The organism is Actinosynnema pretiosum (assembly GCF_024171695.1).
GTDB lineage: Bacteria > Actinomycetota > Actinomycetes > Mycobacteriales > Pseudonocardiaceae > Actinosynnema > Actinosynnema pretiosum.
The window spans coordinates 13,416-28,723 of sequence record NZ_JAMTCF010000003.1; the positions used below are offsets into that span (position 1 = coordinate 13,416).

Genomic DNA, 15,308 nt, shown 5'->3' on the forward strand with positions numbered 1-15,308 from the left:
AAGACACCGTGACTAACGGTTGACGGCGAGGGAATCACTCGAACGTGTGTTCGATGGCGTGCTAGGATCTGCCTCGGGCGCTAGCCGGTGGTCCCCTCCCAGGCACCGGCTGGCGCGCCAGTGCGGGGCGGTGGTCGAACCGCAGGGCCGCGCCCGATCTCCCGTGACGCCGCCGGGATCATCCGCGACGTCCACACCCACATCCCACGTTCGGGCTCCCCGCTCCGGGTGAGCCGATGCCGGTGCGCGACCGGCGGGTGGAGCGGGGACAGCTTTCCACCTCGGGGCGGGCGGGGCGGGTGACCGTTGATGGCGGCTCGGGCGGGGAAGTCGCGGTGAGCAGGGGTTCCCGATTCTCGGGTGAAGCGGAATTGCTGCGCGCGGAGCTGGCGACTAGTCCTTGCGCCGAGATCCCACTGGTCCCTTCGGCGCGCGGAGCGGGCGCGGGAACCCCCGGAAACGCAGAGCGCCGGTCCCGTTTCGGGACCGGCGCTCTGACTGGCGGTGGCGGTGGGATTTGAACCCACGGAGGCTTTCACCTCACACGCTTTCGAGGCGTGCTCCTTCGGCCGCTCGGACACGCCACCGCTAAGAACAATACAAGACCGCCGAACCACCCCGCGAGGGGGGTGCCCCCAACGTGATCAGCCGCTCTCCGGCCACCGCTCGGACGCGCCCCGACCTGCGAAGAAGTCCCGCATCAGCGCCGCGCACTCGGCCTCGCGCACCCCGCCCACCACCTCGGCCCGGTGGTTGAGCCTGCGGTCGCGGACCACGTCCCACAGGGAGCCCACGGCGCCCGTCTTCGGCTCCCACGCGCCGAACACCACGCGGTCCACCCGCGCCAGCACCAGGGCGCCCGCGCACATCGCGCACGGCTCGACCGTCACCGCCAGGGTGCAGCCGCCCAGGCGCCAGCCGTCGCCGAACACCGCCGCCGCCGCGCGCAGGGCCAGGACCTCCGCGTGCGCGGTCGGGTCGCCCAGGCGCTCCCGCGCGTTGCAGGCGCGCGCCAGCTCGACGCCGTCCGGGCCGAAGACCGCCGCGCCGATCGGGATGTCCTCGCCCGCGCCCGCCGCCGCCTCAAGGGCCGCGCCGACCATCGCGTCGTACCGCGCGGTGATCACGCCTGCAGGGTGTCCAGCAGCCGGGTGAACTCGTCGCCGAAGCCGATCCGCTGGGCGATCATCTGCAGCTGCTCGTCCGGGTACAGGTCGACCTCGTCGACGATCACCTGCAGCTCGTGCTCCGGCATCCCCAGGTCCGCCAGGATCGCGAGGTCGCCCTCGGGCCACAGCTCGTCGTCCTCCTCGTCGGGAGGGTCGACGCGCAGCAGGTCCAGCACGTCGGCGGCGATGTCGTAGTCCAGGGCCGCCGCCGCGTCGGACAGCAGCAGCGACACGCCTCCCGGCACCGGGCGCAGCACGATGAAGAACTCGTCGTCCACCGCCAGCAGCCCGAACGCCGCGCCCGTGGAGCGCAACCCCCGCAGCTGGGTGATCGCCGCGTCCAACTCCGACAGCGCGTCGCCGTCCAGGGTGCTGCACCGCCAGCGGTTGTCCTCCCGGACGACCGCGACCGCGAAGCCGTGCACCGGCGGCTCCTGCTCAGGCATGTGCACACCGTAGGGCCACCGGCCCCCACCCGGTAGCACAGCCCCCGCGCGGAACGCCCCGGACTGCCACTATCGGGGGATGAGCACAACCGCGCCCAGCCCGTCCACGCCCGCCGAGGACCCGCGCTTCACCGGCCTGTCCGAGGAGGCCCGCGCGCTCCAGCCCAGGACCGTGGCGCTGCGCAGGCAGGTGCACCGGCACCCCGAGCAGGGGCTCGACCTGCCGAAGACGCAGGCCGCGGTGCTGCACGCGCTGGAGGGCCTGCCGCTGGAGGTCACCACCGGCACGTCCTCGTCCTCGGTGGTGGCGGTGCTGCGCGGTGAGCGGCCCGGTCCCACGGTGCTGCTGCGCGGGGACATGGACGCGCTGCCCGTGCGGGAGGAGACCGGGCTGGAGTACGCGTCGGAGGTGCCCGGCGCCATGCACGCGTGCGGGCACGACGCGCACGTGGCGATGCTCGCCTCCGCCGCCCGGCTGCTGTCGGGCAGGCGGGGCGCGCTGGTCGGCCAGGTCGTGTTCATGTTCCAGCCCGGCGAGGAGGGCCACCACGGGGCCCGGTTCATGCTGGAGGAGGGCCTGCTCGACGCGGCGGGGGCGCGGCCGGTGAAGGCGCTGGCGCTGCACGTGTCCGCGACGGTCACCTCCGGCGTGGTGCTGACCCGGCCGGGGCCGATGATGGCCTCGGCGGACACCTTCCGGGTGCTCGTGCGCGGGCGCGGCGGGCACGGCGGGATGCCGCACGACGCGCTCGACCCGGTGCCCGCGGCGGCGGCGATGGTCGGGGCGCTCCAGACGATGGTGGCCAGGCGGGTCAGCGTGCACCGGCCCGCCGTCGTCACGGTGGGCCGGATCGAGGCGGGCACCACGAACAACGTCATCCCGGAGACCGCCCTGCTGGAGGGCACGATCCGCACCCTCTCCGAGGAGACCCGCTCCTGGGTGGGGAAGGAGCTGGTGACGGTGTGCGAGCACGTGGCCGCCGCGCACGGCTGCACCGCCGAGGTCGAGGTGGTCCCCGGCTACCCGGTGACGGTCAACGACGCGGACGTCGCGCCGCACGTGCTGGAGCTGGCGTCGACCGTGCTGGGCCCGCGCTGGGTCGCCGAGGCCGAGGACCCGCTGATGGGCGCCGAGGACTTCTCCTACGTCCTGCAGGAGGTGCCGGGCGCCATGGTGTTCCTCGGGGCCTGCCCGCGCGGGGTCGACCTGGCGCGCGCCGAGCCGAACCACTCGGGCCGTGCCCTGTTCGACGAGGCAGCGCTGGAGCACGGGGTGGTGCTCTACAGCGCCTTCGCGCTGGACGCCCTGCGGTGACGCCCGCGCACCGCCACTCGCCGTCACCGACCGTGTGCGGGCAGGATGTCCCGCGTGCGTGAGCTGTGCGTGGTCGGGTTGGGGTTGATCGGCGGTTCGGTGCTGCGCGCGGCGGTGGCCGCGGGGTGGACCGCGTGGGGTGCGACGGCGTCCGAGGAGGACGCCGGGACGGCGCGCGCGGACGGGTTCGACGTGGTCGACCTGGTCGAGGCGCTGGCCCGCGCGCAGCGCTCGGACGCCCTGGTGGTGGTGGCGGTGCCGCTGCCCGCCGTGGAGCGGGTGCTGCGGATGCTGCCCGCCGGGGTGCGGTTGACCGACGTGGTGAGCGTGAAGGGCCCGGTGGCCGACCTGGTGCGCCGCTGCGCGCCGTCCGCCCGCTACGTGGGCGGGCACCCGATGGCGGGCACGTCCGCGTCCGGCTGGGCGGCGGGCGACGTGGCGCTGTTCCGGGGCGCGGCGTGGGTGGTGGCCGCCGAGGACGGGTGCGACCTGGACGTGCTGGGCGACGTGGTGCGGCTGGCGCTGGCGGTGGGCGCGCACGTGGTGCCGACCGACTCGGACGAGCACGACGTGGCGGTGGCGCGGGTGTCGCACCTGCCGCACGTGCTGGCGGCGGTGCTGGCCAGCACGGGCGCGGACGGCGGGCCGCTGGCGCTGGCGCTGGCCGCCGGGTCGTTCGGCGACGCGACGCGGGTGGCGGGCAGCGACCCGGACCTGGTGCGCGCGATGTGCGAGGGCAACCGGAACGCGCTGCTGGGCGCGGTGGACGACGCGCTGGGCCGGTTGGGCGCGGCGCGCGGGTCGCTGGCGTCCACGGGCGGGCTGGCGAAGACGATCGACGCCGGGCACGCGGCGCGCGGGCGGTTGGACGCGCTGCGCGCGGACGAGGGCGCCGAGGTGACCGTGGACCTGGCCGCGCCGGACGCCCGCGAGGCGCTGCGCGCGGTGGGCGCGCGCGGTGGCCGCGTGGTGGCGCTGGACGGGACGACCGCGCTGGCCAGGACCTTCTGACGTGCGCAGGCGCGTCGCGGCGTTAGCCGCCGCAGGCGTCCTGCTGGTCGGCGCGGTGGTGGTGATGCGGGAGCTGTCCGCGCCCGCCGCGGCGCCGGAGCTGGCCGAGCGGGCACGGTACCTGACCTCGTCCGCCGCTCCCCCGCCGCCGGTGGGCCTGCGGGCGGCGGTGCTGGACCCCGGAAGCGTCCGGGTGTCCTGGGACGCGCCCGCCGAGCGGACGGCTCCGGGGTACGAGGTGCGCTGGGGCGACCGGGTGCTGCGCGTGCCCGGCCACGAGGTGGAGCTGACCGGTCTCGACCCGGCCGCCGAGGCGCGGGTGGAGGTGCGCGCGGTCGGCGCGCGGGGCGCGAGGTCGGCCGCCGCCGAGGTGGTGATCGCGCCGGGCGCGGACCCGGCGAACCGGACGGACGTGCCGCTGCGGGCGTTCGACGGGCCCGAGTCGGTGCGCCCGGACCTGTGGCGGGTGCTGCGCGACCCGGTGGCCCAGCACACCGGTGAGTGCCTGGGCACGAGCTCGGGGCGCCTGGTCCCCACCTGCCGCGGGGTCGACCTGCAGTCGAACACGCCGCTGGCGCCGCGCGACGAGCCGGTGGACGGGCTGCTCGGCCAGGTCGTGCTGGACGCGGCGGGCCCCTCGGGCGACAGCTCGCTGTCGCTGGCGCTGGTGCCCGACGGGTGGCGGGACCTCGGCCTGCTGGACACCGAGCGGTGGCCGTCCGGCGCGGTGGTCCTGACCGTGCGGGACGGGCACGCGGTGCTGCTCGCGGCCGGGGTCGGGCGGACCGTCTCGGAGCGGGCCGTCCCGCTCGCGCCGGGGGTGCGGCACCGCTGGGAGGTGCGGGTGCGCGTGGGTTCGGTCGTGGCGCTGCGGGACGGCGAGGTGGTGGCCGAGCTGCGCGGGACCGCCCTCCCCGGCCGGGTGTGGCCCCGGCTGGCGCTCCGCGGCGAGAACGGCGTGGAGCTGGTCGCCTTCGGCAGCGCGGGCGCGCCCGCCGAGCCGTCGCCGGAGCGGGTGGTCCCGCTGCGGTTGGAGCGGGCGGACAGCACCACCGGGGCGACCTCGCTGTCGACCGACGCGGACCTGTCGGGGGTGACCTCGACCAGGTTCGTCGGCGAGCACAGGGAGGGCCTGCGCGAGCTGGTGGTGGCCGGGGGCGGCCGGGAGGCGCGGGCGGCGGTCCTCACCGACGCGGGCCCCGACGGCAAGCCCTGGGGCGTGCTGGGGGTGGCCGACCTGCCGCCGGGCACGAGCTCGGTCGTGCTGCGGACCGGCGCGGACGGGGCGGGGGTGACCGGGCGACTGGTGGTGACCGGCGGGAGGGTGGAGACGCCCGTCCTGCACCCCCGGTCGCCCGCCGGCGTCGCGGCGCCCCCGGTGCGGACGCGGTTCGCCCGCCACGGCGACCGGGTGCGCCTGGTGGTGTCGCTGCTGGACCCGCAGGCGCGCGAACTGCTGCCGCTGCGGGAGCTGCGGGTGGACCTGGACGGCGAGCGGCTGGCGGCGGTGCCGCTGGGCGGCTCGGTCGGCGGGGTGCACGAGTTCGAGGTGTCCGGGGTGGAGCCGGGCGAGCACCGGGTGCGGGTCGAGGTGGAGCCTGAGCAGGTGGACGTCGCCACCACGGTGCGGGAGACCGAAGTCACCCAGTCGCTGTCGCCCCGCTAGGTCTCGACCGCGCAACGGGTGAGTGACCGGGCTCACTCCCGCACCTAGCGTGAGGCCGTGGACCGTCGCAGGATCGGGTTCGTCGCCGCGGGTGCGGTGCTGTTCGCGGGTGTGGTCGTCGTGCTGCGCGGGGGTGGTCTGCCCGGCCCCGCGGACGCCGGGATCAGCACCCGGCCGCCGCCGCCGACCTCGTTGACGGCGTTCTCCTCGGACGGGGTGCTCGTGCCCGCGCCCGGTCCGGCGCCGGACGCCCCCGAGGAGCTGGCCGCGCGGCCGGGTCCGGGCAGCCTGCTGGTGACCTGGACCGGCGGGGCTCCGGGGTACGAGGTGCGCTGGGGCCTCGGCGACGTGTCGCGCACCCGGCTGGTGACCGGGTCGCTGGTGGAGCTGCGCGTCCCGGACGGGCGGGAGCAGCGGGTCGAGGTGCGCGCGGTCGACGAATTCGGCCAGCGGTCCGCGCCCGCGTCGGCCTCCGGGGTCCCCGGACCGGTGGGGGTGCGCGAGCCCGGCGCCTACCACCTGGTGGACCGGTTCGAGCGGGCGGACGCGCCCGACCCGGCGCGCTGGCGGCTCACCACCAAGCCCGGTTGCGCGCGGGTGGGCGCGGGCGAGGGCGAGGAGGCGGCGGCGCTGGTCGTGGCCACCACCTGCGCGGGCGTGCCCGCCGTGCTGCGCTCGCGCGCGCCGCTGGTGCTGCGCGAGGACGCCGAGGAGCTGGGGCGGTTCGCGGTGGGCGCGGGCGGCCCGATCGCGAACGGCGAGCTGGCGCTGGAGCTGGCGCCCGGCCCGGTGGCCGCGCTGTCCGGGGCGGGGCTGCCGCCGGGGGCGCTGCGGCTGGTGGTGCGGGCGTCCGAGGAGTCAGTGACCGCCCAGGTGCTGACCGCCGAGGGTGACCGGACGCGGGTGCTGCGCCCGCTGGACGACGTCGAGCCGGGCACCGGGCACGTGTGGGAGCTGGTGCTGCGCCGGGACGGGGCGCTGGTGCTGCTGGACGGCGAGCCGGTGGTCTCCAGCCCGGTCGTGCCCGCGTGGCGGGAGGCCACCGCGCTGGTGTCGCTGTCCGGGCCGATCGGGCAGCGGGTCCCGGTGTGGCTGGCCGGGCTGGGCGGCGCACCGTCCGCCCCTCCCCCGCTGGTGGGACCGGTGCGGGTGGAGGTGACGCCGGAGGGCGGCGAGGCGGGGGCCGGCTCGGGCGCGCCCGCCGGGCAGCTGCGGATGACGCTGTCGCACGCCCGGCCCCGCCCGCCGACCGAGCCGCTGGTCGCCGTGGTGTCGGGGGTCCCGGTGCCGCTGCGGGCCGCCGTCGACGGGGCGCCGTTCCGGGTGGACACCGGGTTCCCGGTGGTGGGGGACGTGCCCGCCGGGGTGGCGTCGGTGTCCGACGACGGGGTGGTCGGGGTGCGGCTGGCCCTCGGGTTCGAGGCGACCGCGACGCACGCCGAGCTGGAGTTCGAGCCGGGCGGCCCGGTGCCCGCCGCGACCGGCCTCGAACCGGGGCCGCCCGAGACCGCGCTGCCAAGGCCGACCGCGCGGGTGCTGGACGCGTCGGGGGCCCCGCTGCCCTCGGGCGCGCCGGTGCCGCGCGGCCGGGTGGTGGTCGAGCTGGTGCTGGTGGGCGCGCCCGCGCAGCACGGGCTGGCCGGGCTCGCCGGGTTCGGGCTGTGGATGGACGGGACGAGGATCGCCTCGGTGCCCACGGCGCTGGGCGGGCCCGCGGTGGCGGGCTCCTACCGGGTGGCGGTGAACACCGGGTCGCTGCCGGGCGGACCGCTCGCGGAGGGCCCGCACATGGTGGAGGCGCGGCTGTTCGGCACTTCGGGGTCCACGCGGCCCACCTCGGCTTTCGCCTCGTTCTTCGCCGCTCGGTGACAAGATGGTCACATGCAGCGCCCACTGATCCTCGACGCCGCCCGCACGCCGTTCGGCCGTTACCGGGGCGGGCTCGCCGGTGTCCGGGTCGACGACCTGGCCGCACTGCCGATCTCCGAGCTGTTGCGCAGGCACCCGGACCTGGACCCGGCGCGCGTCGACGACGTGCTGTACGGGAACACGAACGGGGCCGGTGAGGAGAACCGGAACATCGGTCGGATAGCCGCGCTGCTGGCCGGCCTGCCCCCGACGGTGCCCGGAGCCTCGGTGAACCGGCTGTGCGCGTCCGGCGGCGAGGCGATCGTGCAGGCCTCGCGCGCGCTCGCGATGGGCGACGCGGACGTGGTGGTGGCGGGCGGGGTGGAGGGCATGACCCGCGCGCCGTTCGTGGTGCCGAGGCCGGACCGGGCGTTCGCGGACCGGTTGGAGCCGGTGTCCACGGCGCTGGGCTGGCGGCTGGTGAACCCGAGGATGCCGTCCGCGTGGACGGTCCCGCTGGGGCGGGCCGCCGAGCAGGTGGCCGGGGAGCTGGGCATCACCCGCGAGCGGATGGACCAGTACGCGCTGCGCTCGCACCGGCGGGCGTCGGCGGCGTGGGACGCGGGCGTGCACGACGGGTTCGCGTTCCCGGTGCAGCTGCCGGACGGGTCGGCGGTGCGCAGGGACGAGTCGGTGCGGCCGGAGACGAGCGCGGAGAAGCTGGCGAAGCTCAAGCCCGCGTTCAGCGACGACGGCACGGTGACGGCGGGCAACTCCTCGCCGCTGAACGACGGCGCGGCGGCGGTGCTGCTGGGCACCGAGTCGCTGGCCGCCGAGCTGGGGGTCACCCCGCTGGGCGAGGTGCTGGGGTCGGCGGTCACGGCGGGCGAGCCGCAGCGGTTCACCCTGGCGCCGGTGGGGGCGATCCGGAAGCTGCTGGGGCGGCTGGGGATCGGCGGCGCGGACGTGGACCTGTGGGAGATCAACGAGGCGTTCGCGGCGATGGCGCTGTCGGTGCTGCACCACCTGCCGGAGGTGGACCGGGAGAAGGTCAACGTGCACGGCGGGGCGATCGCCTACGGGCACCCGCTGGGGGCGTCGATGCCGAGGGTCGTGGTGGACCTGTGCAGGCACCTGCGGGCGCGCGGCGGCGGCGTGGGCGTCGCGGCGGCGTGCGTGGGGGTCGGGCAGGGCATGGCGATCGCGGTGCGGGTCTGACCGCGCCGGGTGGGCGGGCAGGCCGCTGAACGGCGGCGGCCGGGGCCCCTGGGGACCCCGGCCGCGCTGGATCCGCTGCGTCAGATCCTCTGCGCCACGTTCGGGTAATCCACGACCAGCCCCTCGGCGTCCACGGTGACGTCCTGCTCGCCGTCCTCCGCGCGGAGCGCCACGACCGAGCCGCCGTCGCCGACCGACGCGGTGCGGTAGGAGCGCCGCACGACGGTGACGTCCAGGTCGGGCAGGCTGACCCGCACCACGGGCAGCTCGGCCTCGCCGGGCTCCCGGTGCAGGCCCAGCCGCCGGATCGGGATGGCCGCGAACAGCACCGCGAACTCCACGTCCACGTCGACCGCGCCGTCGAAGTCGGCCCGCTCGCCGCCGTTGCCCCGGTCGACCATCCACACGCCGTCGGAGGACCGGCTGAGCGAGACGTGCCGCTCCTCGGCGACGGTGGCGGTGCGCAGCAGCAGCCGCGTCACGGCGCCGTCCTCGCCGACCGACAGCTCGAAGGAGCCGTTGAACTGCTCGGCGGGCCCTGCGGCGACGATCCGGCCGGACGCCCTGAGCTTGTGCTCGGACACCAGCACGCGGACCTGCTCCAGCCTGGGCACCGAGTAGCCCTGCCAGGTGACCATGTGGGCGGCGGGCGAGCGGGACTCACCTGTCTGGGCGACGGCGCGCTCGGCCGTCCTGGCGGCGCTCACCGCCCACCCGGCAGGGAGTCCTTGGCCTTCTCGGCCACCGAGTGGACCTGCTCCTCGTGCCCGAGCCGGTCCGAGATGAAGTCCGCCGCCTGGTCGATTCCCTTCTCGACCGTCTCGTGGTGCTGCTCCAGCAGCTGCGTCGCCTTGTTCTTGATCTCGTCGAAGTTCACTCTGGTGCTCCTTCGCACTCGCTGAGCGAGGTTACCGGACCCGTCCACGGCCCGGAAACGCCAAACGGCTCCCTCCGGATGGACCGGGGGAGCCGTTCGGGCTACCGCGAGGGCTCGTTCACGCCCTCATGGCTTCGCTCAGGCGGTCTTGCGGCGACGCATCACGATCATCGCGGCGGCGCCCGCGCCCAGCAGGCCGAGGCCGATCAGCAGCGGCACGAAGATCGAGGCGCCGGTGGAGGCGAGCTCGTCCTTCTCGGCCACGGGGACCGGGCTGACCGAGGTCTCCGGGGTGGAGGACTCCGGCGTGCTCGGGTTGCTGCTGCTCGGGGCCGGGGCGCTCGGGGTGGTGCTCTCCGAGGGGGTGGTCGGCGGCGTGGTGACCTGCTCGGCCTTCCAGCTGGCGGTGGCCTCGGCCTTGACCGTCACCTGGCTCGGCAGCGCGACGACGAGCGACTGGGTCTTCTTGTTCTTGTCGCTGCTGACGAAGAGGCGACCGCTGTTCAGCTTCGCGTCGGCCTGCAGGGAGAAGGAGACCTGGCCGTCCTTGGCGCCCTCGGGGACCTTGACGAAGACCTTCTCGAACTTGGTGTCGGCGGAGGCCGACGCGTCGCCCTTGGCTGCGGTCTTCAGGGTCGCGCCCGCGGCGTCGACCAGGGTGACGCCCTGGGGCAGGTCGGCCTTGAGGACGACGGCGCCCGCGGTGGTGCTGACCTCGAACGGGCCGATCAGCTCGCCGGGCTTGCCGGTCTGCGACTTCGGGGTGATCGCCAGCGAGGGAGCGGGCTGCTCCTTGATGCCGACGTTCTTCTCGCCGATCAGGTAGGCGTAGACCGCCTTGACGTCCTCGTTGGTCTGGCGGTCCCGGTCCTTGGTGGTGTCCAGGTCGGCGCCGTCGCTGAAGTGCCAGATCGCGGCCTGGGTTGCGGCGATGGCCTCGCGCTTGCTGACCGACTTGCCGGTCGCCTCGCTCAGGACCGACGCGTCCTTGACCGGGTAGCTGTTCTGGAGAATCCAGTTGATCTTGTCGGCGTTCTCCTTGAACTTGGTGCCCGAATTGGGGTGCTCGCCCCACGGGACCTCGGTCAGCGGAGTGCCGTTCTCCAGCGGCGTCGGCAGCTCGACGCAGTACGCCTTGACGCCGGTGGTCTTGCCGTCTTCCTTGACCTTCAGCGCGATGAGGTTGGCGCCGAGCCAGTTGTCCTTGTCCTTGTGACCGGACATCTTGACCTCGATGCCCTCTTCGTGGAACTTCCCGAAGTCGGGATCGTGCCTCGGGATCGGGAGGATCTCGATGGCCGTCGCGGAAGCGGGCAGGGCGGCGGTGGTCAGCGCGATCGAAGCACCGAGGGCGATTGCCCCAGCACGCTTCAACAACCGGGATGCCATGTTTCTCCTAGAGGCTTCGCAGGTAGCCCGATGGGTGGTGCAAGGCGTCGGTTCGCTGCCGCCGCGATGGACCGCCTGACCAGGGGTCGACACCGAAACGACAGGAATCGGCCGAACCCTATCCGATCGAGTTTCACCCAATCGAGTTTTGGGAACACCCTGCGTACAAATCTCTGACCTGCGGAAACACGGAAGAGTGGTCCACTGTGGACGGTGGAGTGATCATCCACAGTGGCCGAAACCAAGATCCACTGACTGTTAAAAGACAGGTCCAAAGTCACAAGCAACCTTGAAACGCGGTGCGTTTCACCTGGTCAGGACATGTGGATCATTTGTTGGACCTGAGGTTTTTCAGCGATTCGAGTCCACAACGTTATGGAACGGTGATCAAGCGACCAGGCTCGGAACCAACGAGGGCCGGATGTCGCTCGACCGCAGCGAGGTGCCGGGAAGGCACAGTTCACGGGCGGTGGGGCGCTCTCCGGAAAGGATCCAGCGCACCAGCGAGGCGAGCTGGTAAGAGATCAACGGCGGCACCGCGTCGCCCAGGTGCCGGTACGCGTTCCCCAGCACGGAGACGTCGAATCGGAACTTCCGGGGGAATCCCTGGAGAAGCGCCATCTCACGCACCGTGCACAAGCGGTGCTGTTCCGGGTGCGCATAGCGACCATTTCCGACGTGCGCGCATTCCCGTTTGATCGTCCGCGCGGGCTCGTCCCACCACATCCGCCCGTAGACGTCCGGGTGCGAACCCCACCGGCCCGCCTCCATGATCTTCACCTGGGCGGGGTTCAGCAGCAGCTCGGTGTCCGGCGCGCCGACGAGGTCGGCCCACGAGCCGCCGTCGATCGGGATCGCCCGCATCCGGTCCAGCGAGCGGTCCGCCCGGAAGGACGGCGAGACGTGCATGGCGTCGTCCGGGTGCGCGTAGCCCGCCGGGATGGGCGGCAGCTTGCCGATGGCGCGCCGCACCGTCACGGCGGCGGGGCGCACCTCCCGGCCGCGCCACACGTCCTCCAGCGTGCGCAGGGGGATGCCCGCGTCCACCGCCACCACGACGGCGCGCTCGCGCAGCTGCGGCAGGCCGAACCGGGACAGCATGTGCGAGGAGGCGTCCACCTCGTAGCCGAGCGCGATCAGCTGCTCGGCCAGCCCGTCCAGGTGGTGCCGCTGCTTGCCGCGCACCAGCTCGCGCGCGTTCTCCATCAGCAGCACCTTGGGGCGCAGCTCGGCCACGAACCGGGCCACCCGGCCGACCAGCGAGTTGCGCGGGTCGTCGCGCAGGTGGTTGGCGGCGGTGATCCGGGTGAAGCCGGAGCACGGCGGGCAGGCCACCAGCACGTCCAGCTCGCCGCGCCGCAGCCCCCACACCTCGCGCAGCACCGCCGGGTCGATCCGGCCGAGGTCGACCTGCAGCGGGTCGATGCCGATGTTGTCGCGGTAGACGTTGTTGCACCGCAGCGAGCCCAGCGGGGACGAGGGCTTGCCGATCTGCGCGTCCGCCGCGCCGACGACGGTGAAGTCGCGGTGGGTTCGGAACCCGAGGCTCATCCCACCCGCGCCGGAGAACAGGTCGACAACCTTGTAGGTGGGTCCGCGCACGGCGGTGATCGTACGGCGGTCACGGGGCGACACCGCGCCGTGGTCGCCCCGTTCGGACCAGTCATCCCGTAGCTTCCCCGGCATGGAACTGCCCGCGGCCTGGTGGCGGCCGGACCCCCTGCGCGGGGTGGAGGACGTGCCGTGGCGCGCGCTCTCCGGCGGCCGAGGCGTCGACGACCTGCTGAGGGGCGCCGCCGAGGGCGCGCCGGGCGCGTGCGACGGGCTCGCCGCGCGGCTGCTGGACGAGGACACGGTGTCCGAGGCGACGGTGCGCGCGGTGCCGTTCCTGGTGGAGCTGGGGGCCGGTTACAAGGTCCCCGCGGACACCCGCGATCGGGTGATATTCCTGCTCGCCGCGATCGCCCTCGCGGGCGCGGGGTTCACCGAGGACGGGACGCGGCGCACCCGCAGGCGGTGGAACCGGCTGGGGCGGGAGCTGCCCCGGCGGCAGCCGGACCTGATGACGCAGGCGCGGCAGGCGGTCGCCCAGGGCGCGCCGAAGGTGTTCGACTCGCTGGGCCTGGCGGAGGTGGCCTGCGCGATGGCGCTGGCGATCGCCGTGCCCGAGGTGGCGCCGCAGCACGTGGTGGACGTGGCGCACGGCATCGCGTTCTCGGGCTCGTTCCCCGAGGCGCTGCAGGAGTCTGCGGTGGTGGCCCTGCACCTGGTGCACGGCTGGGAGTGCGACGAGTCCTGGGTCTACGCGATAGCGCAGGGCGACCCAGGGCTGCTGCGCGCCTACGAGGAGGGCGCCTTCCCGCCGTACCAGCCCTCGGCGGTCACGCTGCAGCTGCTGGGCTTCCGGTACGCCTTCCTGGCCGCGTACGGCCAGGAAGGCGCGCCGGGGTTCGACCTGGGCTTCGACCGGCTCGGGGGCGAGCCGGTCACGCCGTGACGAACACCTGCTCCACGACCTGTGCGGGCTGCTCGTCGTCGGCGATCGGGACGGCGGGCTCCAGCGGGCCGAAACCGGTGCCCCACTCCTGGTCGGCGAGCGCGAACGCGGCGACGGTCAGGGCGGCCACCGGGCGGCCGAGCTGGAGCTGGTCGGCGGTGAAGTCGAGCTCCAGCTTGCCGCCCAGCGGGGAGGGCTTGAGCCGCAGCGCGCCGTGCGGGGTCTCGTCGGGGTGCGCGAAGCGGCAGGCCCACTCGGAGAACACGATGGGCCGCTCCACGGTCTCGGTCGGCTGGACCGCGCGGACGTTCGCGCCGACCGACCCGTGCCGGTAGGCGTCGGCGGCCGAGACGAGCAGCTCCTCGAACTCCATCGAGGACACCCCGAGGTCGTGCCCGGCCACCAGCGCCACCTGGACGAGCGACAGCGGCAGCTGCGGCAGCGCGTCCTCGAAGCACACCATGGCCCCGCCGTACCGGGTGTTGATCTCGGTGGGCAGGAAGCCGTCGGCGGTGGCGATGCCGTCCAGGGTGAACGTGCCCCGGTAGTCCACCGTCTCGCGCAGCCGCTCGCCGACCCGGCGGGCCAGGTTGCGCATCTGCTCGCGGATGCGGGCGGGCGGGTCGTAGTAGGACGCGCAGCCCGCGTAGAGGAACCGGGCGGAGCCCGCGCGGCGCGGCACGACCATCTCGATCGGGCGCAGCACGGCGGTGCCGTCCGGGAAGACGATGCCGTGCACGCTGACCGGGATGCCCTCCAGGAACGGCATCACGCGGACGAAGTCGCACTTGGGCGCGAGCACCTCGAAGGCGTCGCGGGCCTCGGCGCGGTCGCGGACGCGGCGCACGAAGTTCGCGCCGCCGTTGATCGCCGGGCCGTCGCCGGACCACACCGCGCCCGCGCCCCGGTCGAGCCGGAGCGTGGCCTCCCACAGGGCGTCGAAGTCGAGCCCGAGCACCTCGGCGGGGGCGCGCGGCGCGGACAGCTCGTCCCACAGCGCGTCGACGGTGGTCTTGTTCTCCAGCTCCACCCACTCGGGGCGGCGCGCGCTGATGACCGGGCGGCCCGCGAACGAGGGCACCTGGGAGTAGGGGGTGCTGATCACCAGGGCTTCGCCCTCGGGGTCGAACTCGTCGAGCACCGCGCGGACGCGCTTGCCGGGCGAGGTGAGCAGCTTGGTGAGCCGGTTCTGCTCGGTCGCGACGAACCCGCCGATGCCGAGCGGCACCCAGCGGGCGCGTTCGGAGTCGTGCAGGGGGGCGTGGTCGTCCGTCGACAGCACGAGCGTGTGGCGCGCGCCGAGCTGGTGCAGCTCGTTCACGCGACTGCTCAGCCGCGTGCCCCCGGCGAGGACAACCCGCCGGTCGCCGAACAAGGTGCCGAGGCGCTCCTGGAGCGCGAGGAGGACATGATCCATCGCCGAGGACTCGCTTTATGAGAAGCAGATGAGAGCACCGGCGAGCGCCGGGTGCCACGCACTGTAGAGGCACCCGCGCGGATCGGCGAAGCACGGTGGGGCAACGAGCGGATGAAACTTGCCGATAGGTGTGGATCTAGCCTCGCGAGATCATCGAGCGGCCTCGCGAAGGACCAGGTCAACGCGGTCGAGGAAGGCACGCCTTCCCCTCGGTCGGGTGACGCCGATCGCGAGCGCCAGCAGCGTGTCGTCGTCGGCGTTCGCGGGGGTCGCGGTGAGGGTCTCGGTGGGGTGCCGGGAGGGGGTGGAGTCGGCCACGGCGGCGGCGATCCGCAGGAAGTGCTGCCGCTCTGCCTCGCGCTCGGCGTGCTCGGCGAGCGCGACCACGATCGTTCTGGGCACGACGGGGTGCGGGTAACTCACTCGGGTTGTATCGGCGGAAAAGAACCACACCT

Annotated in this window: 14 protein-coding genes and 1 tRNA gene; 6 read left to right on the forward strand and 9 right to left on the reverse strand. The window is 74.4% G+C overall.

The window, feature by feature from the left end; translation table 11 throughout:
* Positions 1 to 499 precede the first annotated feature (499 nt).
* From LV78_RS06395 to LV78_RS06405, 3 genes are all read right to left on the reverse strand, one after another.
* Positions 500 to 587: transfer RNA gene (locus LV78_RS06395), tRNA-Ser, on the reverse strand.
* Positions 588 to 644: 57 nt separating this feature from the next.
* Positions 645 to 1,103 carry a nucleoside deaminase gene (locus tag LV78_RS06400; RefSeq protein ID WP_253844300.1) on the reverse strand — a complete coding sequence of 153 codons (459 nt, stop codon included), beginning with the start codon at positions 1,101 to 1,103 and terminating at the stop codon, positions 645 to 647.
* Positions 1,104 to 1,123: 20 nt separating this feature from the next.
* Entirely contained in the window at positions 1,124 to 1,615 is a 492-nt protein-coding gene (locus LV78_RS06405; protein ID WP_253843803.1) for a tRNA adenosine deaminase-associated protein, read from the reverse strand.
* A 79-nt stretch (positions 1,616 to 1,694) separates the two neighbouring features.
* Here LV78_RS06405 and LV78_RS06410 point away from each other — a divergent pair, with 79 nt between their 5' ends.
* The 5 genes from LV78_RS06410 to LV78_RS06430 are packed head-to-tail and all read left to right on the forward strand — an operon-like array spanning position 1,695 to position 8,673.
* A complete protein-coding gene (locus tag LV78_RS06410) occupies positions 1,695 to 2,930 on the forward strand; it encodes a M20 metallopeptidase family protein (protein WP_253843804.1) in 1,236 nt (411 codons plus the stop codon).
* A gap of 54 nt (positions 2,931 to 2,984) precedes the next feature.
* Positions 2,985 to 3,941 (forward strand): prephenate dehydrogenase, encoded by a 957-nt coding sequence (locus LV78_RS06415; protein ID WP_253843805.1) that lies wholly within the window; start codon positions 2,985 to 2,987, stop codon positions 3,939 to 3,941.
* Position 3,942: 1 nt separating this feature from the next.
* A complete protein-coding gene (locus LV78_RS06420; protein ID WP_253843806.1) occupies positions 3,943 to 5,607 on the forward strand; it encodes a fibronectin type III domain-containing protein in 1,665 nt (554 codons plus the stop codon).
* Between the two features lie 57 nt (positions 5,608 to 5,664).
* A complete protein-coding gene (locus tag LV78_RS06425) occupies positions 5,665 to 7,476 on the forward strand; it encodes a hypothetical protein (protein ID WP_253843807.1) in 1,812 nt (603 codons plus the stop codon).
* A 12-nt stretch (positions 7,477 to 7,488) separates the two neighbouring features.
* Positions 7,489 to 8,673 carry a thiolase family protein gene (locus LV78_RS06430; RefSeq protein ID WP_253843808.1) on the forward strand — a complete coding sequence of 395 codons (1,185 nt, stop codon included), beginning with the start codon at positions 7,489 to 7,491 and terminating at the stop codon, positions 8,671 to 8,673.
* Positions 8,674 to 8,753: 80 nt separating this feature from the next.
* Here LV78_RS06430 and LV78_RS06435 read toward each other — a convergent pair whose 3' ends face one another.
* The 4 genes from LV78_RS06435 to LV78_RS06450 form a co-directional block, all read right to left on the reverse strand.
* Entirely contained in the window at positions 8,754 to 9,380 is a 627-nt protein-coding gene (locus LV78_RS06435) for a putative glycolipid-binding domain-containing protein (protein WP_253843809.1), read from the reverse strand.
* Complete coding sequence (locus LV78_RS06440) at positions 9,377 to 9,550, reverse strand: antitoxin (RefSeq protein ID WP_253843810.1); 174 nt, start codon at positions 9,548 to 9,550, stop codon at positions 9,377 to 9,379. The genes LV78_RS06435 and LV78_RS06440 overlap by 4 nt, the downstream gene beginning before the upstream one ends.
* Positions 9,551 to 9,688: 138 nt before the next feature.
* The gene (locus LV78_RS06445) at positions 9,689 to 10,939 is read right to left on the reverse strand and encodes a thioester domain-containing protein (protein WP_253843811.1); all 1,251 of its coding nucleotides are present in this window, start codon (positions 10,937 to 10,939) and stop codon (positions 9,689 to 9,691) included.
* A gap of 387 nt (positions 10,940 to 11,326) precedes the next feature.
* Positions 11,327 to 12,541, reverse strand: coding sequence for a DNA cytosine methyltransferase (locus LV78_RS06450; protein WP_253843812.1), 1,215 nt, complete (start codon positions 12,539 to 12,541; stop codon positions 11,327 to 11,329).
* Positions 12,542 to 12,623: 82 nt separating this feature from the next.
* On the opposite strand from LV78_RS06450, the gene LV78_RS06455 reads away from it, so the two are divergent.
* Positions 12,624 to 13,436, forward strand: coding sequence for a hypothetical protein (locus tag LV78_RS06455; RefSeq protein ID WP_253843813.1), 813 nt, complete (start codon positions 12,624 to 12,626; stop codon positions 13,434 to 13,436).
* Here LV78_RS06455 and LV78_RS06460 read toward each other — a convergent pair.
* Positions 13,426 to 14,853, reverse strand: a complete 1,428-nt coding sequence (locus LV78_RS06460; protein WP_253843814.1) for an ATP-grasp domain-containing protein — start codon at positions 14,851 to 14,853, stop codon at positions 13,426 to 13,428. The two genes, LV78_RS06455 and LV78_RS06460, sit on opposite strands and share 11 nt — an antisense overlap.
* A gap of 150 nt (positions 14,854 to 15,003) precedes the next feature.
* On the reverse strand, positions 15,004 to 15,255 hold the full coding sequence (locus LV78_RS06465; RefSeq protein ID WP_253843815.1) for a hypothetical protein: 252 nt from the start codon (positions 15,253 to 15,255) through the stop codon (positions 15,004 to 15,006).
* Positions 15,256 to 15,308 lie beyond the last annotated feature (53 nt).